Source organism: Anaerofustis stercorihominis DSM 17244 (assembly GCF_000154825.1).
Taxonomy (GTDB): domain Bacteria; phylum Bacillota; class Clostridia; order Eubacteriales; family Anaerofustaceae; genus Anaerofustis; species Anaerofustis stercorihominis.
This window is the reverse complement of the sequence record NZ_DS560015.1, coordinates 25,052-47,091: the sequence shown is the minus strand read 5'-3', so window position 1 is coordinate 47,091 and position 22,040 is coordinate 25,052. Positions and strand designations below refer to the sequence as shown.

Genomic DNA, 22,040 nt, shown 5'->3' with positions numbered 1-22,040 from the left:
ATTATGACTATTTTTGAAAATTCAAAATATACCAAAGAAATTTTAGAATTCCATTTTCCCCGTTATGAGGAACTTCCAAATATAGAATTATATATGGATCAAGTAATAAGTTTGATAGAAAATACATTAAAAGTATTTAATTCCAGTGAAAAAGAAAAAATTATAACTTCTTCAATGGTCAATAATTATGTTAAGCAGGGGCTCGTATCTCCGCCCGTTAAGAAAAAATATACCAAAAATCACATTGCATATATCATTGTAGTATGTGTACTTAAGCAAATTTTATCAATATCTGAAATATGTGATTTAATAAAAATACAAATCGACACATATCCGATTGAAGAAGCATATGATTATTTCGCACAATGGATCGAAAAAGCTCTTGAAATCGCATTTACGGATGAAAAAGATAAACTTAAAGAAAATGACAGTACCAAATACGAAGCAAGGATAGTAAGACTTGCAACTAAGTCTTTTGCCAATAAAATATATCTTCAAAAATATCTTGCATATACGACTTCAAAAGAAAGCTAAATGCTTTCTTTTTTATTGCTGTCTTAATTATTAAACAAAAAAAGGACAATAAATATTTGTCCTTTTTTATTTATTATTTAATTTTTAGTCTTCAAATTCAAATTCGCTGAAAATATCTAAATCATCATCTTTTTTAAATGTGACATCATTTTTAACCGACTCAAAAACTTCACTGTTTTTTTCTTCCTTAAAGACATCAGCAAAAATGTCGCCTTCATTATCTGCTACTCTTTCAAACTTTTCAGCATCTTTAGGATTTTCTTCTTCCATAGGAATAAATTCTTCAACTACAGCTTTTTTAGGCTGCACGACTTCAGATATATTTTTATTAACAGGTTCTGTAATTCCTTCATCAGGAATGACACTTTGTGTTTCTTCTATAACTTGAGTCTGAATTGGGATAACTTCTTCATCTTCATATGCTATATCTAAATTATTTTCCTTTTCTTCTTGAGGAAATACTTCTGTTTCATCTTGAATTTCTGTTTTATGCTCAGACTCGTCTGCTACTTCAATATTTTTTTCATCCAAAGTTTCTTTTAATTCCTCAGGAACTTCTTGTATGCTTTCATTTTCTTTAACTTCTAATTCCTCAGGTTCAGATACTATTTGCTCGTCGGCTTTTTGAGCTTCCAGTTCTTTTAATAATTTTTCTTTCGCAAAAGTAAGTTTAGCTAAATCCTTTATAAACTCATCAACCATTTTTTCACTCGTTGCAAAAGAAGTACAAAGTCGTATCACGCTTTGTTCCTCATTCAACTTTTCCCAAAGGGCAAATGAATATTTTTTTGATAATACTTTTAATATATCGTTTGGAAGTATAGGGAAAATTTGATTTGTTGAAGACAAGGAATTAAATCCATATCCCAAATTACCTACACCTAAAGCAAGCCTGTTTGCAAGTTTATTCTCATGTTTTCCGATTTCAAAATACAAATTATCTTTAAAAAGTTCAACAAACTGAACACCTATCAATCTGCCTTTTGCAAGCATGCCCCCATTTTGTTTGATATGATATCTGAAATCCACATTTAAATCTTTATTATTGATAACAAGAGCTTCACCGAACAGCGCGCCCATTTTTGTTCCGCCTATGTAAAATGCATCGGTCAAACTTCCCAAGTCTTTTAAAGTTAAATCATTATCCACACTCGTAAGTGCAGAACCTAATCTTGCACCGTCAACATATAAGAACATATCATACTTATCACATACTTCTCTTAATTTAATAAGTTCATCTTTATAATAAATCGTACCTTCTTCGGTAGGATTTGAAATATATACCATCTTAGGCTTTACCGTATGTTCTTTTTCCTCATCTTCATAGTGAGCCTTTGCGATTTCTTCAACCTGCCCAGCGGTTAATTTCCCATTAGTCTCTTCCACTTGGATTATTTTATGTCCGACTGCTTCGATAGCTCCGCTTTCATGCACATTTATATGACCGCTCTTTGGAGCGATAATCCCCTCATGAGCTCTTAAAAAAGCTGAGATAGCGGCAGTATTAGTACCTGTACCTCCGGCTAAAAAATGTACACTGCTGTCTTCATTACCAACAAGTCCTTTTATCATATTTGCTGCTTCTTCACAGAAATGATCTGTACCGTATCCGCTTGCTTGTTCAAAATTTGTTTTTATAAGTGCCGCTAAAATATTTTTGTGAGCACCTTCGCTATAATCATTTGTAAAACTATACATATCTAACCCTCAATCTTTCGTCATTTTACACTCTTTATATCATATAAAAAAAGTAACATTTTTACAAGTAAAATAGTGAAAAAAGGCAAAATAAAACCAATTACTCATAAATATTAAGTATTATTTAAAGAAAAAATATGCCCACCCAAATGAGCATATTTTAAATAATCTATTTAATAAATTCAATTGCTGTTTTAAGTCTTGAAATTACTTCATCTTTGCCAAGTATGCTCAATATATAAGTTAAATCAGCACCGTGCATAATACCGCTGATTGCGATCCTTGTAGGCATATACAAAGCCTTTCCCTTTATCTTAAATTCTTTTTGAATGGATTTTAAACTCTTTCCCACTATTTCAGGCGTCAAACTATCTTCCTTTTCAAACAAAGATACAAGGTTTGAAAACAACGTTTCATTCGTTTCCATATCCATAATTTCTTTTGCATTATCATCAAGAGCATTCAAATCCGCTTTTAAAAATAGTTCTTTTGTAAGTTCTATACTTTCTTCAAAGTAATTCAATTTATCTTTTATAGCTTCAACAATATATATAAGTATTTCTTCGGAAGTACTGTCATCTATAAGCTTTTCATTTAACAGATAAGGCTTGATTAAGGCAATCAATTCTTCATTGGATTTTTCTTTTATATAATGTGCATTTACCCAGTTTAGCTTTTCCGTATCGAATACTGCACCGGCTTTTGTTACTCTTGAAATATCGAAGTCCTTAATAAGTTCTTCCATAGATAATATTTCTCTGTCGTTAGGATCCGACCATCCAAGCAAAGCTATATAATTTATTAAAGCTTCAGGTAAATATCCCTTTTGTATAAAATCTTCCACTGCAACTGAATCGTGTCTCTTACTCAGTTTTTTCTTGTTTTTGTTTAAAACCGTTGGAAGATGAGCAAATTTAGGAGGTTCCCAGCCAAGGTAATTATATAAAATAATATGTTTTGGAGTTGAGACAAGCCATTCTTCCCCTCTTATCACATAATTGACATCCATTAAATGATCATCTACAACTACCGCAAAATGATAAGTAGGGAAACCGTCTGTTTTTATAAGGACTTGTTCATCGACATCTTTTGTATTGATGGTAACTTTTCCTCTTACTTCATCTTCAAAAGTGATATCCTCATCTTCGGGAAGAGCCATTCTTATTACGTAACTCTCACCGTTCTTGATTTTTTCTTCCGCTTCTTCTCTGGATAGATTTTTACATTTACCGTCATACTTCGGAGTCTGTTTATTTTTTATCTGTTCTTCTCTTAATGTTTCGAGTCTGTCTTTATCGCAGAAACAATAATAAGCTTTTCCCTCATCAAGCAGCTTGTTGATATACTTTTTATAAATATCAAGTCTGTCCGACTGGAAATATGGTCCTTTTTCTCCGACTTCCACTACTTTACCATCTTTAAGCATGGGGCCTTCATCGTGCTTTACTCCGCAGAAATTAAGTGCATTTATAAGATTTTCGACAGAACCCTCTACATACCTCGTTCTATCTGTATCTTCTATCCTAAGTAGATAATCTCCGTCATTATGTTTTGCCCATAAATAACAGTATAATGCTGTCCTAAGCCCTCCTATATGCAAAAATCCCGTTGGGCTCGGTGCAAATCTGGTTCTTATATTCATTCAAATTACTCCTTAATAATTTTTCCGTCTTGCCAAAGTCTTTCAAGATTATAAAAATCTCTCTCATCTTTTAAGAATATATGGATCACGATATCACCATAGTCCAAAAGTATCCATTTGGAAAGCTCGACACCTTCTTTTCCCGATGTATATAAACCTTCTTCTTCGGCTTTTTCTTCTATAAATTCACAAACTGACTTTGCCTGTCTGTCACTACCCGCAGTCGCTATGATAAAAGTATTTGCTTCTGCCGTTAAATCAGTAACGTCTACTGCATATATATTTGTTAATTTTTTTTCTTCAAGCAAGTCTATAAAAAATTGTGTTTTTTCTTTATAATTCATTATTTCACCTAACTTTTTATTTTTATTATACCTTTAATGTAACATCATATCCGATCAAATCTTTATTTTTTTCTAAAATAGGTTTTACATCTTCTTCAATGAATTCCGTTACTTGGTTTATTGCCCTTCCTACATATTTTTCCGGTTTTAAGATATCATGGATTTCACTTAATTCCAAGTTGAATGCAGGGTCAGCGGCAATCCTTTCTAGTAAATCATTTGATTTACCTTCCTGTTTAACTCTCTTGCTTGCTTCCATAGAATATACTCTGATTTTTTCGTGAAGTTCCTGTCTGTCTCCGCCTCTCTTAACAGCTTCCATCAAAATATTTTCCGTTGTCATGAAAGGAAGTTCAGCCATGATATCCTTATGGATAACTTTATCGTTAACGACAAATCCGCTTGCAATGTTAATTGCTATTTGTAAAATCGCATCACAGCACATAAAGCTTTCAGGTATGGAGATCCTTCTGTTTGCAGAGTCATCGAGAGTTCTTTCAAACCACTGAACACTTGCCGTCATCGCAGGATTTACTTGATTTGCGATTATGTGTCTGGCTAGAGAACAAATCCTTTCACTTCTCATAGGATTACGTTTATAAGCCATTGCAGACGAACCGATTTGGTTCTTTTCAAAAGGCTCTTCGATTTCTTTTAAGTTCTGAAGAAGTCTTACATCAGTAGCAAATTTATGAAGACTTTGTGCGATACCCGCAAGAGAATTTACTACTCTGCTGTCGAATTTTCTTGGATAAGTCTGACCTGTTACGGTAAAGTCGGTATCAAAACCCATTTCTTTACAAACAAATTGATTTAATTTCTTGATTTTTTCTTCATCATTATTGAACAAACTCATAAAGCTTGCCTGAGTACCTGTCGTTCCTTTTACTCCTCTCATTCTGAAAGTGGAAAGAACAAAATCCACTTCTTCGTAATCAAGGATCAAATCCTGTATCCAAAGAGTAGCTCTTTTGCCTACAGTGGTAAGCTGTGCAGGCTGAAAATGAGTAAATCCTAAAGTAGGCATATCTTTATATTTAAGTGCAAAATCACTCATTACCTTGATTAGGTTTACAAGCTGTTTTTTGATAAGCTCCAATGCTTCTTTAAACACTATCAAATCGGTATTATCACCTACGTAAGCACTGGTTGCTCCCAAGTGAATGATACCTTTGGCTTCGGGAACTTTATCCCCGTAAGTATGAACATGAGCCATTACATCATGTCTGAATTTGTTTTCGTACTCTCTTGCTTTATCATAGTCGATATCAAAAATATTTTCTTCCAAAGCTTTTATTTGTTCATCGGTGATTTCAATACCTAATTCTTTTTCACCTTTTGCCAAAGCCACCCAAAGTTTTCTCCATGTAGAAAATTTCTTATCGGATGAAAAAATATGAAGCATTTCCTTACTCGAATATCTTTCTATTAACGGATTGGTATAAATATCTTTACTCATTTCTTTTCTCCTATTTTATTTCATTTATAAATTCTTTAAATAATTTTAAACCTTTTTTTATATCATCCATACCGGTCGCATATGAAAATCTTATGAAGTCATCTGCTCCAAAGCCTATACCCGGAATGACTGCAACGTATTTACTGCTTAAAAGCGCATCGGCAAATTCTATTGAACCGTTGATTGTTTTACCGTTATATTCTTTTCCATAAAAAGCGGAAACATCAGCAAACACATAGAATGCACCGTCCGGCTCTATAGGGTTTACTCCCTCTATTCCCTTTAGCTCCTCAAGCATATATTTTCTTCTTTTGTCGTACTCTTTTACCATATCGCTTACAATACTTTGATCGGCTTTTAAAGCCGCTACAGTGGCATACTGAGAAATACTGCTCGGATGAGATACACACTGTCCCTGAATTGTATTCATGGCTTTTATTATATCCTTGTTTGCAAGGGCATAACCGACTCTCCATCCAGTCATTGCATAAGATTTACTTGCTCCGTTTATGGTAATTGTAATATCTTTTATTTCCTCCGATAAAGAAGCAACGGGAGTAAATTCTCTATTATTATAAAGAAGCATTTCATATATTTCATCACTTAAAATATAAATTCCTTCTTCTAAACAAACTTCAGCGATTTCTTTAAGCTGTTCCTTTGTATAAACTACTCCTGTCGGATTTGAAGGATTATTAAGCATTATTACTTTTGATTTTGGAGTTATAACAGACTTTAATTCTTCTTTTGTAAGTATAAAGTTATTTTCTTTTTTGGGATATACGAATATCGGCTCTCCCCCAGCGACCTTTACCATTTCGGAATAGCTTACCCAGTAAGGTACCGGGATTATGACTTCATCTCCGTCGCTTATCAAAGCCTGCAGAGTGGTGAATAAAGAATGTTTTGCTCCGGAAGATACTATGATTTCCGTTTCAGGGTCATAACTTAAATCAAATTCCTTTTTATATTTATCACTTATAGCCTGTCTTAAATCAATAAGACCTTTTACATCGGTATATCTTGTAATGCCTTTTTTCATTGCTTCATTTGCAGCCTCGATTATCAGGCTCGGCGTATCGAAATCAGGCTCTCCTGTACCGAAAGAATAAACTTTTGTACCCTCTCTTTTTATTTTGTTTGCTTTTGAAGTTATTGCAAGTGTCATTGACGGTGATATTTTATCTAGTTTGTTTGATAATGGCTTTTTCATAAATTCCTCCTATAGTATTAGCATTGCATCGCCGAAACTGAAAAATCTATATCTTTCTTTTATTGCTTCCTTGTATGCTTTAAGTATATCATCTTTATTGTAAAAAGCACTTATTAACATGAGTAATGTAGATTTAGGCAGATGAAAATTTGTTATAAGATGATCAATGGCTTTGAATTCAAAACCAGGATATATGAATATATTAGTATCCATATTAGTGGCTCTTATATCTCCGTATTTCTGATAACAGCTTTCCAGTGTCCTTACCGTGGTAGTTCCCACCGCATATATGTCTTTGCCGTTTTTCTTAGTCTCATTTATCATTTTAGCGGTATCATTACTTATTATAAAAAATTCACTATGCATTTTATGATTAGTTATTTCATCTTCTTTAACGGGTCTGAAAGTACCTAGCCCCACATGAAGAGTGACATAGCAAATATTTATACCTTTTTGTTTTATCTTTTCGAGAAGCTCATTTGTAAAATGAAGTCCTGCGGTTGGCGCCGCGGCAGAGCCTTTGTCTTTTGAATAGACAGTCTGATATCTCTCATCGTCATCAAGTTTTTCCTTGATATAAGGAGGAAGAGGTACGGTTCCTATTTTATCTATATAAGAAAATACGTCGCTGCATCCAAAAAATCTGACTTTAGCCAAACCTTCTTCATACTTTTCCAAAACTTCCATGGATAAATTTTCATCAAACTTAACAACAGAGCCTACCTTAAGTCTCTTTGCGGGTTTTATCATTACTTCAAACATATTATCCGCTAAAGGCTTCAAAACAAAAGTTTCTATCTTTGCTCCGGTTTCTTCCTTAACACCATAAAGCCTTGCATGAAATACCTTTGAATCATTTAAAACCAAGGTATCACCTTCATTTAAGTATTCAATCAAATCATAAAAATGTTTATGTTTGATTTTTTTTGTATCCCTGTCAACCACCATAAGCCTTGAAGTATCTCTCTTTTCTATGGGAGTCTGTGCTATAAGTTCTTCCGGCAGATTATAATCAAAATCACTAGTCTTCATTAATTTTCTTCTTCCATTTCAAATATAGATTTTGTCAGCATTTCTTCGTTTGTAAAAGGAACACCCAAATAATCATATGCAAGTTTGGTTGCTACTCTTCCCCTCGGAGTTCTGTTTATAAAACCAAGCTGAAGAAGATATGGCTCGTACACATCAAGTATAGTATCTTCTTCCTCTCCTATTATTGCAGAAAGAGTATTAAGCCCGACAGGTCCTCCGTCAAACTTATTTATAATGGCATCCAATATACCGATATCACTACTGTCAAGACCATTCTCATCAACATCCAGTAATTTAAGAGCCTCTACGGCAATCTTACCGTTTATCATATCGGAGTTTTTTACCTGAGCATAGTCTCTTACCCTCTTTAAAAATCTGTTTGCAATTCTTGGAGTTTGTCTTGAACGAATAGCAATTTCCTTTGCCCCCTCATCATCTATATCTATATCGAGTATCCCCGAACTTCTTTTTATGATTTCCATAAGCTCTTCTATTTTATACATCTCAAGCTTATTCAAGACACCAAACCTATCTCTTAAAGGAGATGAAAGAAGTCCTGTCCTTGTTGTTGCACCGATCAATGTAAAAGGTGCTATCGGTATCCTTACGGATTTAGCATTAGGTCCTTTACCCATAACTATATCGAAAGCATAATCTTCCATTGCGGGATATAAAACTTCTTCTATAGTCCTGTTGAGTCTATGTATCTCGTCTATGAAAAGCACATCATTCTTTTTAAGCCCAGACAATATAGCCGCTAAATCTCCCGGCTTTTCTATTGCAGGTCCGGAAGTTACTTTAATGGATACTCCGAGTTCGTTTGCTATTATATTCGATAAGGTGGTCTTACCAAGCCCGGGAGGTCCGTACAACAAAACATGATCAAGAGCTTCACCTCTTTGTTTTGCCGCAGAAATAAAGACCCTCATCCTCTCTTTAACGGTTTCCTGACCTATATACTCTCCAAGAGTAGAAGGACGAAGAGACTTATCCTTTTCAATATCCAATTCAGTTTTTTTGCTTGTAACAATTCTTGTAGCCATATATCTCCTTATTCATTTACCTTTTGAAGGGCAAGGCTTAAAATATCTTCTATAGTCAAATCATCGTCTACTGAAATTTCTCTTACTATCTTTGCGGCATAAGCTCTGTCAAACCCCAGAGAAGTAAGTCCTAAAATAGCTTCATCTTTTAAATCATTATTTATATTCATATCATTTACAGTAATTTCTTCTATCTCAGGTAAATCTCCGAACTTATCCTGTAAGGTAACAACGATTTGTTCCGCAGCCTTCTTTCCTACTCCGTTCGCGGTACATAAAGATTTATAATCCTTATTCATGATTGCCGCAACTATCATATTCGGAGAAAGTGCACTGAGTATGCTAAGAGCAATCTTTGGTCCTATTTTGGGAACAGTTAAAAGTTTAAAAAATATTTCTCTTTCAAATAAAGTAGAAAATCCAAATAGGCTAACATCATTCTCTCTAACTGCCATATAAGTATATACTTTAACATCTTCTCTGTCATTTATTAAATCAGTAGCGGTATTTTCAGATACATTAAGAAGAAACCCAACGCCGCTTTTGTTTTCTATTGTAAGATATCCTTCTCTGATATCAGTCACATCACCTTTTATATAATCAAACATTATTTCCTCTACTTATCCGCTTCATGTCTCTCATAGTAGCCGATCATCTTTTTATTATCATCTCGTACTGCCACTATATAATTTGTTTCCTTATGTTTATCATTATGACCTATGCAAATTTCATTCAAATCATCATTATTTATAAGTTTATCAATATATTCAAGAGTAAGTTTCTTGGAATTCTCATTGTGACAATTAAATAAAGACTGTCCTATAAGCTTTTCCCCACCTCTGTGAGCATAACGTTTCATTGCACTTTTATTCAAATATGTAATAATATGCTCCATGTTGACAAAACATACAGGATTGTCCAAGTCTTCTACTATTCCTTTAAAAACTACATTTAAATCCATTTTCTATACCTCATTTATCTAAATATTCATCTATATAAATATTATCTTCTTCATTAATATTTATCTTCGCATTTGTTAAAGCTATCAAATCTTCTTTAAATTTTTCTTTATCTTCAATAGGTACATATACCTTATATTCGACCTTGTCCGTAAATTCCGCGTTATCCAATTTATATCCCAAACTTCTTAGAAAAGTTTCTATCTTACCGTGAAGAGAATAATCATAAGATATTTTAATTTTTGTGGTATAAACTTTCTTAACCAGCTCAGCACACTTAATCACTTCGCCGGCTGAGGAAGAATAAGCTCTAATAAGTCCACTGGCACCTAATTTTATCCCTCCGAAATATCTGGTAACGACTATCAATGCATTTGTAAGATCATTCTTTTCCATAGCATTTAGTATAGGTCTACCCGCAGTCATGGAAGGTTCACCGTCATCACTTGATTTTTTGATTTCCATGTTTGTCCCAATGATATAAGCATAGCAATTATGATTTGCTTTATAATGCTCTTTTCTGATTTCCTCTAAATAAACGTTAACTTCATCTACAGAAGTTACAGAAAATAAATGCGTAATAAAATTAGATTTCTTTATCTCTATACTATTTTCAAAATTATCATTTATTGTGATATAATTCATAAAAATTTACCTAATTCTGATTTTTTACGATTAAATATTATACCATAATAAAGATATATCTTCAATCTATTTACCGTTTTTACCTTAATATAATAATCATCAGCACACTAAAATCAACTTTTCTTATGTGCGGTTATTATCGTATAACTGTTCCTATTTACCGTTATTTCACAATCCCCCAACTTAGCATACCAGTTCTTTCCCTTTTTAGTAACAATGCAGTCTTTATCTTTAATTATTTTAATACAATATTCTACTGCATCTTCATTTTTTAAACTTAAATTTTTCTTTATACGCTCTATACCCATTTCTGTGGTATGTACCCTATCCAAGTTATTTAAAAGAACGTCCTTTTCATTCATGATTATAATTCCTTTTATTTATCTATTTAAAATATCAATACCTTTAATATGTTTAAAATAATCCTGTAGCCTATCCATAGAAGAATTTACGATCAACTCTTCAGGATAACCTGCTTTTTCTATTACGGCTATAGCATCTTCAAAATGACCTATACTGGAAGATATATGAGCATCGGAATTGACCATGATGGGAACTTCATACTTCTTACAAAGTTTGATTATCTCCAAACAATTCACATCGCTTCCGGGACGCTGAACAAAAGAATGATTATTTACTTCCACCACTTTATCATACTTATTGCATTTTGAAATTATATCTTCATAATCAAATTTAAATATTTCATTGCCAAGATGACCGAATACATTTATATTCTTATTCGTTATTGCCTCATTTAACATATCATTTACATGATTTTTATCTTTAGGATAAAAAACTTCCTGATGAAAAGAAGCAATTACCAAATCCAAATTACTTAGATATTCTTCCTCTAAATCAATACTGCCGTCCTGCATTATATTAAGTTCTATACCACTTATCAAATAAACTCCATGCATTTTACCCGGATTGTTTTTCCCTAAGCTCTTAAAATGCCAATGACTGGCACCATCTTCCAATGCAGGTCCGTGATTTGTAATACCTACCGCGTCAAGTCCTATTTTATTTCCAGCAATACAATTTTCCTCAAGCGTAGAAAATGCATGCTCGCTAATATTTGTATGAGTATGTAAGTCCGCTATAATGTTCATTTTGCACCTCTTATTTATTGATATTTTTTATTATAACATAAATATAAAAACTAAATATAAAAACATTATAAAACACTAAATAAGATCTATTACTGAAATAATAAAATTCAAAAATATATTTTAATCTGATATATTATAAAACAACAATATTTTATATGTAGAAATCATTAAAAAAACATAAAATAATATTATTAAATTTGCATAAAATATTATAATATGTTAATATGAAATCATTAATAAGTAAAATTTTAAAAGCATAATATTTAAATTATTCGGAGGAAAGTATGACCAATATTCAACGCCATTTATATACTTTAATAAAAGAAATTGATGAGATATGCAAAAAAAATGATATAGTTTATTACTTAGCCGGAGGATCTGCATTAGGAGCATTAAGACACCGTGGATATATTCCATGGGACGATGATATGGACATAGTAATGACCAGAGATAATTATCATAAATTTATTGAAGTTTGCAAGACTCAATTGCCTCCCAATAGAAGCATAGAATGTCAAGAAGTTGACAGAGGCTATCACAATAATTTAGCAAGATATATAGATCTCGACACCACAGCAATTCATACAAACCAGTTAGTGCATAACGATGATGCAGGAATTGTTATAGATATATTTGTTCTTGATCCGATTCCAGATGACAAAAAGGCTCAAAATGATTATATTAAAAATTTTGAATTATATGCCGATTTAATAAATCCGTCAAGTGTATACAGTTTCAGATGGAGAACAAATCTAATTAATTATTTTAAATATAGACATAAAATAAAAAAATATGGCAAAGACAAAGTACTTTCCGAATTAGAAAAAAAAATGTTTTGTTACAATGAAGAAGATTGTAATAAATATATTTTTAGATGGGGAGGTATTCCATTTGTTTTTAACAAAGATATGTATGGACAAGGGAAGAGATATGCTTTTGAAGAGGTAAGTTTAATATGCCCCGACAAATCTGCAGACTATCTTTCATGGCACTATGGAGACGATTGGATGTTTTTACCTCCACATAGTGAACGTAGCAGTCATAAAGCTGTTTATTGTTTTGATACACCGTATACTGTTATTAAAGAAGAAGCATATAAATATTACGATGTAAATGAAATATATAATAAATTTTTAAAAAGAAAAGTCTTATTGTTTTTGGGTATGTATCCATGGCAATTCTTTAAAGACTGCCGTGCCCAATTAAGTGGAATAATACTATCACTAAAAAATAACAGGATACTTAAAAAGCTCGATTCCGAAATTTTAGCTGCATATGAAGCAAGACATTATAATGCTCTTTTAATAATTTTTACATCTTTCATTAATGACCAAAACAAAAGAAATTTAATTGGACGTGAAGATTATTTCGGAATTAATAGATTTAGAAAACCAATATATTTAAAAATAAGTAACAAAAACTTTTATATTTGCGTTAAATTATTAACAACAATCGGTAAAACATCGCAAGCACTAAGATTTATACAAATAAAAGAACAAAAAAAAGGTATAAACGAACAAGAACAAATACTAAAAAAATATATTTTAGACTTACAAAAAGCAATTTCATTATATGCATCTGATAATTTTGATGAAGCTACTGTAATCGTTGATGATCTGTTAAAACAAAATCCAGATTGCTTGAGTGCAATAAAACTTAAAATATATATTTTAAGTAAATTAAACTCAAATGGAATTCAAAATGATAATATACTAAAATTTATTAGGAAAGGTGAGGACATCAATCATACCATTTATACTTCTGAAAATTCTGATAATTATAATTTATCAATACTTAATAACGAGAATGAATATAATGAATCAGAAATCGCAGGACTTGAATATGATAATGACAATTTAGATGATGAAGATTATTATATAACATCAATATCTCTCAAAACAGATCAAAACATAAAACAAGAAGTAATTGATGGTGAATTTATAAAATTCAAAGCAGATTTAAAATTAAAAACAAATAAGGATGATGCTATATTGATGTATATGCAAGCATATAAAAATACATCTAATGGTATTATTCAATTAGAGATTAAAGATTATGTAGAAAAAGAATATAATTTTATTATAAAGAAAATAGAATTTTTATATGATGAAAAAAATCCTTTAAGTTTTGAATACGCAGATGGCTTGTTTAATATACTTAAAACAGATGATAAAGCATGCTCTTTATATTCTAAATGTAAATACTTATTCAGAAAATCAAATGAAGATATATTTTCTCTTATTTATGAACTGAAAAAATTTATTAAAGAAAATAAAAGTCATGAACTTACTTTATTAGAACTTAAACATGTTTACAAACAAATTTCAAAATCCTCTGATTTTGGAGAAATATATATCAACATTTCGTTTTCAAAAGAAATTAATAATTTTAAAAATATAAAAGACATGATTGATAATTCAAATATGAATAATGAATGGAAAATGTATTTAAATTCTGTATTATTATATAAAGCCGGATTTCATGATGAATCAATAGAAAACAGTATAAAACTTTATAATATTACTGATAACTTATATATATTAAATTTTTTAAGTTTAGTTTTTAAATTAGATCTTATTATGTTTACTCAACAAATAATAAATAAACAATCTAATGGCATAAATAAAAAAATTAATCATATAAACATTCAAAAGATTATAAGCAGATGGAACAATATTTATACTGATTACGATAAATGTTTAGATATATATGAAAAGCTGGAAGTTATTTCAACGGAACTATTTAATAAATCAGAATTTAAAGAGTTATCATCGAATAATAAATTTAATTTTGATTTCTTTAACAACATTTCAAAAATAATTATTCAGAACAAAATAAAATCTACTATTATATCAATGACAAAATTAATCTATGATTTAGATTTTTCTTATGACAGGAACGATTAAATCAAATAAGAATGGAGACAATAAATGCTTAAAATTAAAAAAATTTATAACTATCCAAAAGTAAAAAGTTGGGCTATATTAAGCAGATCAGGAGACAGAGCTGAACTTTATTATTATTATAAACCAAGAATGAATACCATAAGAAAATATTATCACATGGAAGATTATATAATGCTTGATTTATGTTTAGAAACATTAAAAAATAAATCAATTTACTATGCTAAACGTAAAATGGGATTTGCAGTAACTGAGGAATTATTTGAAATGGTAATTAAATTATTGCGCTTTCAAGGGTATATTAAGTATGCAAATATACTTGAACAAAATACAACATCGGAACTTATGAAACCAATAATAAAAAAAGAAAGTGAGTAATAAATCAATGAAAGTTAGTGATTATATCGTAAATTTCATAGTGAATCAAGGAATACATGATATATTTGGTTACCAAGGAACAATGATTGCTCATCTAGTTGATTCCATTTATAAAAATACCAAAATCAAAAATCATACTTGTTACAATGAGCAAGGTGCTGCATTTGCCGCAGTAGGATACTCAAAAGCATCAAATAAAACAGGTGTAGCATACGCAACAAGTGGACCAGGTGCAATGAACTTGATGTCAGGAATTGCAGATGCTTTTTTTGATAGTTCACCAACAGTTTTTATAACAGGACAGTTAAATTTATATGAGTATACAGATATTCCTACATTAAGGCAACAAGGGTTTCAACAAATGGATGTTATTTCATCGGTAAAAAATTATACAAAATATTGTACGCAAATTATGGATAAAAACGATATCCGATACGAATTAGAAAAAGCTTTTTATATTGCACAAGATGGAAGAAAAGGTCCTGTTGTATTGGATATTCCAATGAATATCCAGCGTGAGGAAATAGAGATTAATAAATTAAAGTCTTTTCAACCTAAAATTAAAAATATTAACAATAAACAATATGATATAATAGCAGATAAAATTTTAGAAAACATAAGAAATGCCGAAAGACCTCTACTTCTAATTGGAAACGGTGTAAAGAAAAACAGCAATGAACATAAATTAATAAAAGAATTAATAGAAAAATTAAATATACCTACAATAACAAGTCTTCCAGCAAGGCACCTTTTTGATATAAATGATAATTTATTTTTTGGATATGTTGGTGCAGCATACGGATTTAGAGAGGCAAATGTAATTTCTTATAAAAAATGTGATTTAATAGTTTCTTTTGGATGCAGTATGTGTAGACGTCAAACCGGTGCAAACAGTGAAAATTTTGCTAAAAATGCAAAAATAATAAGAGTTGATTTTGATAAGGAAGAATTAAAAAGAAAAGTTCATAAAGATGAATTGTCATTTTGTATTGATTTTCAAGGTATAATAAGAAGTATGATCGAAAAAATTGATTTTAATGTTTCAAAAAATTGGCTCAATACATGTATTTCAATTAAAAATGAAATGCGAAACTTTGATAATAAATTAAAAGAAAGAAATGTAAATAAGATTGTTAGCCAAATAAGTAATTATTTTAATGAAGATTTATCTGTATTTGTTGATGTTGGTCAACATCAAATGTGGGCAGCACAATCATATGAAACAAGAGAAAATCAACAAATGTTATTTTCAGGTGGACACGGAGCAATGGGTTTTTCAATCCCTGCAGCAATTGGTGGATATTATGCAACAGGCAATAGGTGTATAGCTTTATGTGGTGATGGATCTATTCAAATGAATATACAAGAACTACAATGGATATTTAGAGAACAAATACCAATATTTATATTTGTTTTTAATAATAGATCTTTAGGTTTGATAAGACAACAGCAAAATGACTTTTTTAATAAACTACATTATGGTTCTAGTAGAGAAAACGGATACACAGTACCTTCTTTCTATAAAATAGCAAAAGCATATTCATTGCAATCTTATGAAATACGTAATGAAAAAGAATTGAATAATGCAATAACTACTGTTGATTCTAGTAAACCTTGTTTATTTGAAATATTGATAGATTCAAACTCCGAAGCATTTCCAAAAACATACTTTGGAGAAGAAATGTATAATCAAAAACCATATTTACCAAAAGAAATAATGGAAAAAATTCTTACAATATAAAAGGATATAAAAAAATGAAAAAAATTTTGTTAACTTCAGGAACAAGCGGCATAGGAAAAGCTATACTTTATCATTTATTATCTGATAATGACAAAAATCAAATTATAGTAAACTACGGACATAATTCAGATACGGCAAATCAAATATATAACTCCTTATCAGAAATAAATAAAAAAAGAGTTACATTTATAAAAGCTGATCTTTCAAAATACAGTGAAGCAAAAAATTTTACTGATTTTGTAATTAAAAAATTTAATAATATCGATTGGATAATTTTAAACACAGGAATTGACGCTAAGAAAAATGGTAAAAGAGTTGTATTTGGAGATTATGATATAGAAACATGGGAAAAAGTAATACGAACAAATTTATCAATTCCAACATTTATTATACAAGATCTTCAAAAAAATATAAATGAAAATGGAAAAATATTATTTATGTCATCATATGCAGGTATAGAGCCATATTCAGGTTCACTTGTATATAGTGTATCCAAAGCAGGTATAATTAATTTAACTAAAAGTTTACTTAAATTTTTTGATCATAAAAATATCGCTATAAATGCTATAGCTCCTGGCTTTATAGAAACACCATGGCAAAAAAAACGCACAAAAGAAAGCTATGATAGAATTAACAAAAAAATCGCATGTCACAGATTTGGTAAATCAGAAGAAGTAGCAAAGCTATGTATAGACACTTTAAATAATGATTATATTAACGGCTCTATTATTGAAATTCATGGCGGATATGGATACTTTTAAATTTTAATTTTAATATAAGACTTTCTAAATATAGAAAGTCTTATATTAGTTATAACAAATTTAACACTTTATAAAATATTTAAAATGTATTATAATGTATATAAATCATATATTTAACAATATTCTGCAAAGTATTTTAATAAATTTAATATAAGGAGAAACAAATGAGGAAAGTAATCACATATGGAACCTTTGATCTTTTTCATAAAGGACATTATAACATTTTAAAAAGAGCAAAAGAGGAAGGCGATTATTTAATTGTTGGAGTAACAGGAGAAAACTATGATAGCGAACGTGGAAAATTATCTGTTCAAGACAGCTTAACAACTCGAATAGAAAATGTTAGAAAAACAGGGTTTGCAGATTTAATTATAGTAGAAGAATATCTAGGACAAAAAATTCAAGATATTATAAAATACGACGTAGATGTACTAGTTATTGGATCTGATTGGAAAGGCAAATTTGATCATCTTTCAAAATATTGTGAAGTAAAATACTTAGAAAGAACTAAAAACATATCTAGTACAAAAATTCGTGAAGAAGAAATGACAAATTATAAATTTGGAATAGTCACTGATACTGTATACGATGGAGAGGCTGTAATGGAGCCTAAACATGTTAGTGGTATACATTTAGAAAGTGTGTATTCAAACGATGCAAAAATAGCAAAGGATTTTTGCAATAAATATGAATTAGATTCAGGATATAATAATTATAATGATTTTTTAAATAGTATTGATATAGTTTACGTTAAAACTAAAAGAGAAGATAGGTATAAATATGTAAAAAAAGCTTTAAATAATAAAAAACATGTCATTTGTGATGCACCCTATTCATTAGAAAAAAAAGAAATCAAAGAACTAACTGAATTAGCGGAAAAAAATAATGTTGTTCTTTATAACAATATTACACTCTTATACTTACAAGCATTTGGACAATTATTATGGCATGCTAGGAGCAATTTAATTGGTGATTTAATTAGCATTAAATGTAGTATTTCAAAAAATGAATTTGATAAAGAAAGAATTATGGACTTTACAGATCTTGCTATATATCCAATTTGTACAATTATCAAATTATTAGGAACAAACTATAAAGAGACAAGTTGTAAATTAGTAAAAGATGATATAAATAATGTGATATATAGCATGTTGATGTTTAAATATGATAATGCAGTAGCAATAGCAGAAATAGGCTATGATATTGAATTGGAAGGCGTAATGGAAATCATTGGTACTAACGGAAGTATTTTAATACCTCATGAATGGTGGAAAGTTGGATATTTCAAGAGAAAAAGTTTAAATGAAAAAAATTATAAAAGATATACCTATAATTTAGAGGGAAATGGATTTAGATATTTAGTACAAGATATGATGGATTTAATTAGAAACAGCAGAAATAAATCTCAAAGATTAAAGGAAAATGAATTAGAAACAACTGTTGAAATTTTATCAAATATACAAAATGAAATATTAGAATGTAATAAATAGTAAACAAAAAAGAATCATAATTATATATTATGATTCTTTTTTGCTATACAAGAAAAAGAAAAACTTAAAAAAGCATAAAAAAAACCCCGCGACTACCCGCTCTCCCAGTCCGTCTCCAGACAAGTACCATAGGCGTGGACGGGCTTAACTTCTGTGTTCGGTATGTTTACAGGTGTTACACCGTCGCTATCATCACGAGGATTTAAACTATTTTATTTTTAACTCTTCATTAAGAGATAATTATAAATTGCATAAGATTCTAAACCACAAGTACCTATATCTTTAGATCAAGTCCTCGAGCAATTAGTATCGCTCAGCTGAGTACATTACTGCACTTACACATGCGACCTATCAACCTGATAGTCTATCAGGGCTCTTACTTCATAAAGAAAGGGATACCTAATCTTGAGGGGGGCTTCGCACTTAGATGCCTTCAGTGCTTATCCCGTCCCGACTTAGCTACCCGGCTATGCCACTGGCGTGACAACCGGTGCACCAGAGGTCAGTCCGCCCCGGTCCTCTCGTACTAGGGGTAGCTCCTCTCAAGTATCCTACGCCCACGACGGATAGGGACCGAACTGTCTCACGACGTTCTGAACCCAGCTCGCGTGCCGCTTTAATGGGCGAACAGCCCAACCCTTGGAACCTGCTTCAGCTCCAGGATGCGACGAGCCGACATCGAGGTGCCAAACCTCCCCGTCGATGTGGACTCTTGGGGGAGATAAGCCTGTTATCCCCGAGGTAACTTTTATCCGTTAAGCGACGGCCCTTCCACTCGGAACCGCCGGATCACTAAGCCCTACTTTCGTACCTGCTCGACGTGTATGTCTCGCAGTCAAGCTCCCTTCTGCCTTTACACTCTAATAAATGGTTTCCAACCATTTTGAGGGAACCTTTGGGCGCCTCCGCTACTCTTTAGGAGGCGACCGCCCCAGTCAAACTACCCACCTGACAGTGTCCCTATACCGGATTACGGTATCAGGTTAGAATTCCAGCATTATAAGGGTGGTATCCAAAGGACGACTCCACCAAGACTGGCGTCCTAGTTTCTAAGTCTCCCACCTATCCTGTACATACAATACCGAAATTCAGTGCCAAGCTATAGTAAAGCTCTACGGGGTCTTTCCGTCCGGTCGCGGGTAACCGGCATCTTTACCGGTACTACAATTTCACCGAGTGTGTTGTCGAGACAGTGTCCAGATCGTTACGCCTTTCGTGCGGGTCAGAACTTACCTGACGAGGAATTTCGCTACCTTAGGACCGTTATAGTTACGGCCGCCGTTTACTGGGGCTTAAGTTCACTGCTTCGCTTGCGCTAACAGATCCCCTTAACCTTCCAGCACCGGGCAGGCGTCAGCCCATATACTTCATCTTTCGATTTTGCATAGACCTGTGTTTTTGGTAAACAGTCGCCTGGACCTTTTCACTGCGCCCTGCTCTCACAGGGACCCCTTCTCGCGAACTTACGGGGTTATTTTGCCGAGTTCCTTAACAACACTTCTCTCGCTCATCTTAGGATTCTCTCCTCACCTACCTGTGTCGGTTTACGGTACGGGCGAACATGTTCTCGATAGAAGCTTTTCTTGCCAGCGTGAAATCAGTTACTTCCCTACTGAAATTTCGGTACTCATCACAGCTCAGGCTTATGCACGGCGGATTTGCCTACCGTACACCCTCACTACTTGACCCAGCATATCCAACAGCTGGGATAACTTATCCTTCTGTGTCACTCCATCTCTCAAACAAACATATTCGGTACTGGAATATCAACCAGTTGTCCATCGACTACGCCTTTCGGCCTCGCCTTAGGTCCCGACTAACCCCGGGGGGACGAACCTTGCCCGGGAAACCTTAGGTTTTCGATGGTATAGATTCTCACTATACTCTCGCTACTCATGCCAGCATTCTCTCTTGTGTAACGTCCACCGGATACTTACGTTTCGGCTTCACCCTTTACACAATGCTCCCCTACCACTAGTAAAACTAATCCTTAGCTTCGGTATCTGATTTTAGCCCCGGTTATTTTCGGCGCATAATCACTCGACCAGTGAGCTATTACGCACTCTTTAAATGAGTGGCTGCTTCTAAGCCAACGTCCTGGCTGTCTTAGCAATTATACATCCTTTCCCACTTAATCAGAATTTTGGGACCTTAGCTGAAGGTCTGGGCTGTTTCCCTTTCGACCATGGAACTTATCTTTCACAGTCTGACTGCATGACTAAAATATATGGCATTCGGAGTTTGATATGGTTCAGTAAGCAAGACGCCCCCTAGCCAATTCAGTGCTCTACCTCCATTATTCATCGTCACACGCTAGCCCTAAAGCTATTTCGGGGAGAACCAGCTATCTCCGTGTTCGATTGGAATTTCTCCCCTACCCACACCTCATCCGAGCCTTTTTCACAGACACCGGTTCGAGCCTCCACGAAGTTTTACCTTCGCTTCACTCTGGACATGGGTAGATCACACGGTTTCGGGTCTACAGCATGCAACTTTCGCCCTATTCAGACTCGGTTTCCCTACGGCTTCGCTGCTTAACAGCTTAACCTCGCTACACACCGTAACTCGCTGGCTCGTTCTACAAAAAGCACACCATCACTTGCGCTCTGGTTGCTTGTAGGCATAAGGTTTCAGGTTCTATTTCACTCCCCTCCCGGGGTACTTTTCACCTTTCCCTCACGGTACTATTCTCTATCGGTCATCCAGTAGTATTTAGCCTTGGGAGGTGGGCCTCCCAAATTCCCACAGGGTTTCACGTGTCCCGTGGTACTCGCAAGGCGTATCAACTATATAATGCTTTTCGCTTACAGGACTATAACCTTCTTTGGTGTGCCTTCCCATACACTTCTGCTAAACACTATATATCTTAATACGCGGGCTGTTCCCCGTTCGCTCGCCGCTACTAGGAGAATCGATTTTTCTTTCTCTTCCTCCGGTTACTTAGATGGTTCAGTTCGCCGGGTTCCCTCCTACCATGCTATATATTCACATGGTGGTACTATGTCTTCACATAGTGGGTTGCCCCATTCGGAAATCTGCGCTTCAAAGTTCATTTGCAACTAAACGCAGCTTATCGCAGCTTATCACGT

At 32.7% G+C, this 22,040-nt stretch carries 18 protein-coding genes and 2 rRNA genes (1 of these 20 cut by a window edge); 6 read left to right on the top strand and 14 right to left on the bottom strand.

Going from position 1 to position 22,040, the window contains the following annotated elements:
• The first annotated feature begins 3 nt into the window (after positions 1–3).
• Positions 4–534: a DUF1836 domain-containing protein gene (locus ANASTE_RS00240; protein WP_007048836.1), complete on the top strand. Its 531-nt coding sequence runs from the start codon at positions 4–6 to the stop codon at positions 532–534.
• An 84-nt stretch (positions 535–618) separates the two neighbouring features.
• Here ANASTE_RS00240 and ANASTE_RS12320 read toward each other — a convergent pair whose 3' ends face one another.
• The 12 genes from ANASTE_RS12320 to ANASTE_RS00180 all read right to left on the bottom strand — a co-directional run bounded on the left by ANASTE_RS12320 (position 619) and on the right by ANASTE_RS00180 (position 11,678).
• Complete coding sequence (locus ANASTE_RS12320) at positions 619–2,232, bottom strand: aminotransferase class I/II-fold pyridoxal phosphate-dependent enzyme (protein ID WP_007048835.1); 1,614 nt, start codon at positions 2,230–2,232, stop codon at positions 619–621.
• A 169-nt stretch (positions 2,233–2,401) separates the two neighbouring features.
• Positions 2,402–3,874, bottom strand: a complete 1,473-nt coding sequence (gene gltX / locus ANASTE_RS00230) for a glutamate--tRNA ligase (protein WP_007048834.1) — start codon at positions 3,872–3,874, stop codon at positions 2,402–2,404.
• A gap of 5 nt (positions 3,875–3,879) precedes the next feature.
• Entirely contained in the window at positions 3,880–4,218 is a 339-nt protein-coding gene (gene rsfS, locus ANASTE_RS00225) for a ribosome silencing factor (protein WP_007048833.1), read from the bottom strand.
• Between the two features lie 25 nt (positions 4,219–4,243).
• A complete protein-coding gene (gene purB / locus ANASTE_RS00220; RefSeq protein WP_007048832.1) occupies positions 4,244–5,677 on the bottom strand; it encodes an adenylosuccinate lyase in 1,434 nt (477 codons plus the stop codon).
• 10 nt (positions 5,678–5,687) lie between these two features.
• Positions 5,688–6,890 carry a pyridoxal phosphate-dependent aminotransferase gene (locus ANASTE_RS00215; RefSeq protein WP_007048831.1) on the bottom strand — a complete coding sequence of 401 codons (1,203 nt, stop codon included), beginning with the start codon at positions 6,888–6,890 and terminating at the stop codon, positions 5,688–5,690.
• A 9-nt stretch (positions 6,891–6,899) separates the two neighbouring features.
• Complete coding sequence (gene queA / locus ANASTE_RS00210; protein WP_007048830.1) at positions 6,900–7,922, bottom strand: tRNA preQ1(34) S-adenosylmethionine ribosyltransferase-isomerase QueA; 1,023 nt, start codon at positions 7,920–7,922, stop codon at positions 6,900–6,902.
• A complete protein-coding gene (gene ruvB / locus ANASTE_RS00205) occupies positions 7,922–8,965 on the bottom strand; it encodes a Holliday junction branch migration DNA helicase RuvB (RefSeq protein ID WP_007048829.1) in 1,044 nt (347 codons plus the stop codon). The genes queA and ruvB overlap by 1 nt, the downstream gene beginning before the upstream one ends.
• An 8-nt stretch (positions 8,966–8,973) precedes the next feature.
• Positions 8,974–9,573 carry a Holliday junction branch migration protein RuvA gene (gene ruvA, locus ANASTE_RS00200; protein WP_007048828.1) on the bottom strand — a complete coding sequence of 200 codons (600 nt, stop codon included), beginning with the start codon at positions 9,571–9,573 and terminating at the stop codon, positions 8,974–8,976.
• Between the two features lie 8 nt (positions 9,574–9,581).
• Positions 9,582–9,926 carry a PAS domain-containing protein gene (locus tag ANASTE_RS00195; protein ID WP_007048827.1) on the bottom strand — a complete coding sequence of 115 codons (345 nt, stop codon included), beginning with the start codon at positions 9,924–9,926 and terminating at the stop codon, positions 9,582–9,584.
• Positions 9,927–9,936: 10 nt separating this feature from the next.
• The gene (locus tag ANASTE_RS00190; RefSeq protein ID WP_007048826.1) at positions 9,937–10,569 is read right to left on the bottom strand and encodes a YigZ family protein; all 633 of its coding nucleotides are present in this window, start codon (positions 10,567–10,569) and stop codon (positions 9,937–9,939) included.
• A gap of 113 nt (positions 10,570–10,682) precedes the next feature.
• Positions 10,683–10,931, bottom strand: a complete 249-nt coding sequence (locus tag ANASTE_RS00185; RefSeq protein ID WP_007048825.1) for a DUF3781 domain-containing protein — start codon at positions 10,929–10,931, stop codon at positions 10,683–10,685.
• Between the two features lie 18 nt (positions 10,932–10,949).
• Positions 10,950–11,678, bottom strand: a complete 729-nt coding sequence (locus ANASTE_RS00180) for a phosphatase (protein WP_007048824.1) — start codon at positions 11,676–11,678, stop codon at positions 10,950–10,952.
• Positions 11,679–11,962: 284 nt separating this feature from the next.
• Here ANASTE_RS00180 and ANASTE_RS00175 point away from each other — a divergent pair, with 284 nt between their 5' ends.
• The 5 genes from ANASTE_RS00175 to ANASTE_RS00155 all read left to right on the top strand — a co-directional run bounded on the left by ANASTE_RS00175 (position 11,963) and on the right by ANASTE_RS00155 (position 18,951).
• Complete coding sequence (locus ANASTE_RS00175) at positions 11,963–14,584, top strand: LicD family protein (protein ID WP_007048823.1); 2,622 nt, start codon at positions 11,963–11,965, stop codon at positions 14,582–14,584.
• Between the two features lie 24 nt (positions 14,585–14,608).
• Positions 14,609–14,959 carry a hypothetical protein gene (locus ANASTE_RS00170; RefSeq protein ID WP_007048822.1) on the top strand — a complete coding sequence of 117 codons (351 nt, stop codon included), beginning with the start codon at positions 14,609–14,611 and terminating at the stop codon, positions 14,957–14,959.
• Between the two features lie 7 nt (positions 14,960–14,966).
• Positions 14,967–16,700, top strand: coding sequence for a thiamine pyrophosphate-binding protein (locus ANASTE_RS00165; protein ID WP_007048821.1), 1,734 nt, complete (start codon positions 14,967–14,969; stop codon positions 16,698–16,700).
• A gap of 14 nt (positions 16,701–16,714) precedes the next feature.
• A complete protein-coding gene (locus ANASTE_RS00160) occupies positions 16,715–17,461 on the top strand; it encodes an SDR family NAD(P)-dependent oxidoreductase (protein WP_007048820.1) in 747 nt (248 codons plus the stop codon).
• Between the two features lie 164 nt (positions 17,462–17,625).
• A complete protein-coding gene (locus tag ANASTE_RS00155; RefSeq protein ID WP_007048819.1) occupies positions 17,626–18,951 on the top strand; it encodes a Gfo/Idh/MocA family oxidoreductase in 1,326 nt (441 codons plus the stop codon).
• Between the two features lie 83 nt (positions 18,952–19,034).
• Here the strand turns inward: ANASTE_RS00155 and rrf are convergent.
• Both rrf and ANASTE_RS00145 read right to left on the bottom strand, forming a co-directional pair.
• Positions 19,035–19,151: ribosomal RNA gene (gene rrf, locus ANASTE_RS00150) — 5S ribosomal RNA — on the bottom strand.
• 83 nt (positions 19,152–19,234) lie between these two features.
• A 23S ribosomal RNA gene (locus ANASTE_RS00145) occupies positions 19,235–22,040 on the bottom strand (it continues 55 nt past the right edge of the window).

Bases quoted from the DNA above. Each gene is read 5' to 3' on its own strand.
- ANASTE_RS00165 (WP_007048821.1), top strand. From the start codon at position 14,967: ATGAAAGTTAGTGATTATATCGTAAATTTCATAGTGAATCAAGGAATA.
- ANASTE_RS00160 (WP_007048820.1), top strand. From the start codon at position 16,715: ATGAAAAAAATTTTGTTAACTTCAGGAACAAGCGGCATAGGAAAAGCT.
- ANASTE_RS00185 (WP_007048825.1), bottom strand. From the start codon at position 10,931: ATGAATGAAAAGGACGTTCTTTTAAATAACTTGGATAGGGTACATACC.
- rsfS (WP_007048833.1), bottom strand. From the start codon at position 4,218: ATGAATTATAAAGAAAAAACACAATTTTTTATAGACTTGCTTGAAGAA.
- queA (WP_007048830.1), bottom strand. From the start codon at position 7,922: ATGAAGACTAGTGATTTTGATTATAATCTGCCGGAAGAACTTATAGCA.
- ANASTE_RS00155 (WP_007048819.1), top strand. From the start codon at position 17,626: ATGAGGAAAGTAATCACATATGGAACCTTTGATCTTTTTCATAAAGGA.
- ANASTE_RS00240 (WP_007048836.1), top strand. From the start codon at position 4: ATGACTATTTTTGAAAATTCAAAATATACCAAAGAAATTTTAGAATTC.
- ANASTE_RS00180 (WP_007048824.1), bottom strand. From the start codon at position 11,678: ATGAACATTATAGCGGACTTACATACTCATACAAATATTAGCGAGCAT.
- ruvB (WP_007048829.1), bottom strand. From the start codon at position 8,965: ATGGCTACAAGAATTGTTACAAGCAAAAAAACTGAATTGGATATTGAA.
- purB (WP_007048832.1), bottom strand. From the start codon at position 5,677: ATGAGTAAAGATATTTATACCAATCCGTTAATAGAAAGATATTCGAGT.
- ruvA (WP_007048828.1), bottom strand. From the start codon at position 9,573: ATGTTTGATTATATAAAAGGTGATGTGACTGATATCAGAGAAGGATAT.
- ANASTE_RS00190 (WP_007048826.1), bottom strand. From the start codon at position 10,569: ATGAATTATATCACAATAAATGATAATTTTGAAAATAGTATAGAGATA.
- ANASTE_RS00170 (WP_007048822.1), top strand. From the start codon at position 14,609: ATGCTTAAAATTAAAAAAATTTATAACTATCCAAAAGTAAAAAGTTGG.
- ANASTE_RS00175 (WP_007048823.1), top strand. From the start codon at position 11,963: ATGACCAATATTCAACGCCATTTATATACTTTAATAAAAGAAATTGAT.
- ANASTE_RS12320 (WP_007048835.1), bottom strand. From the start codon at position 2,232: ATGTATAGTTTTACAAATGATTATAGCGAAGGTGCTCACAAAAATATT.
- ANASTE_RS00215 (WP_007048831.1), bottom strand. From the start codon at position 6,890: ATGAAAAAGCCATTATCAAACAAACTAGATAAAATATCACCGTCAATG.
- gltX (WP_007048834.1), bottom strand. From the start codon at position 3,874: ATGAATATAAGAACCAGATTTGCACCGAGCCCAACGGGATTTTTGCAT.
- ANASTE_RS00195 (WP_007048827.1), bottom strand. From the start codon at position 9,926: ATGGATTTAAATGTAGTTTTTAAAGGAATAGTAGAAGACTTGGACAAT.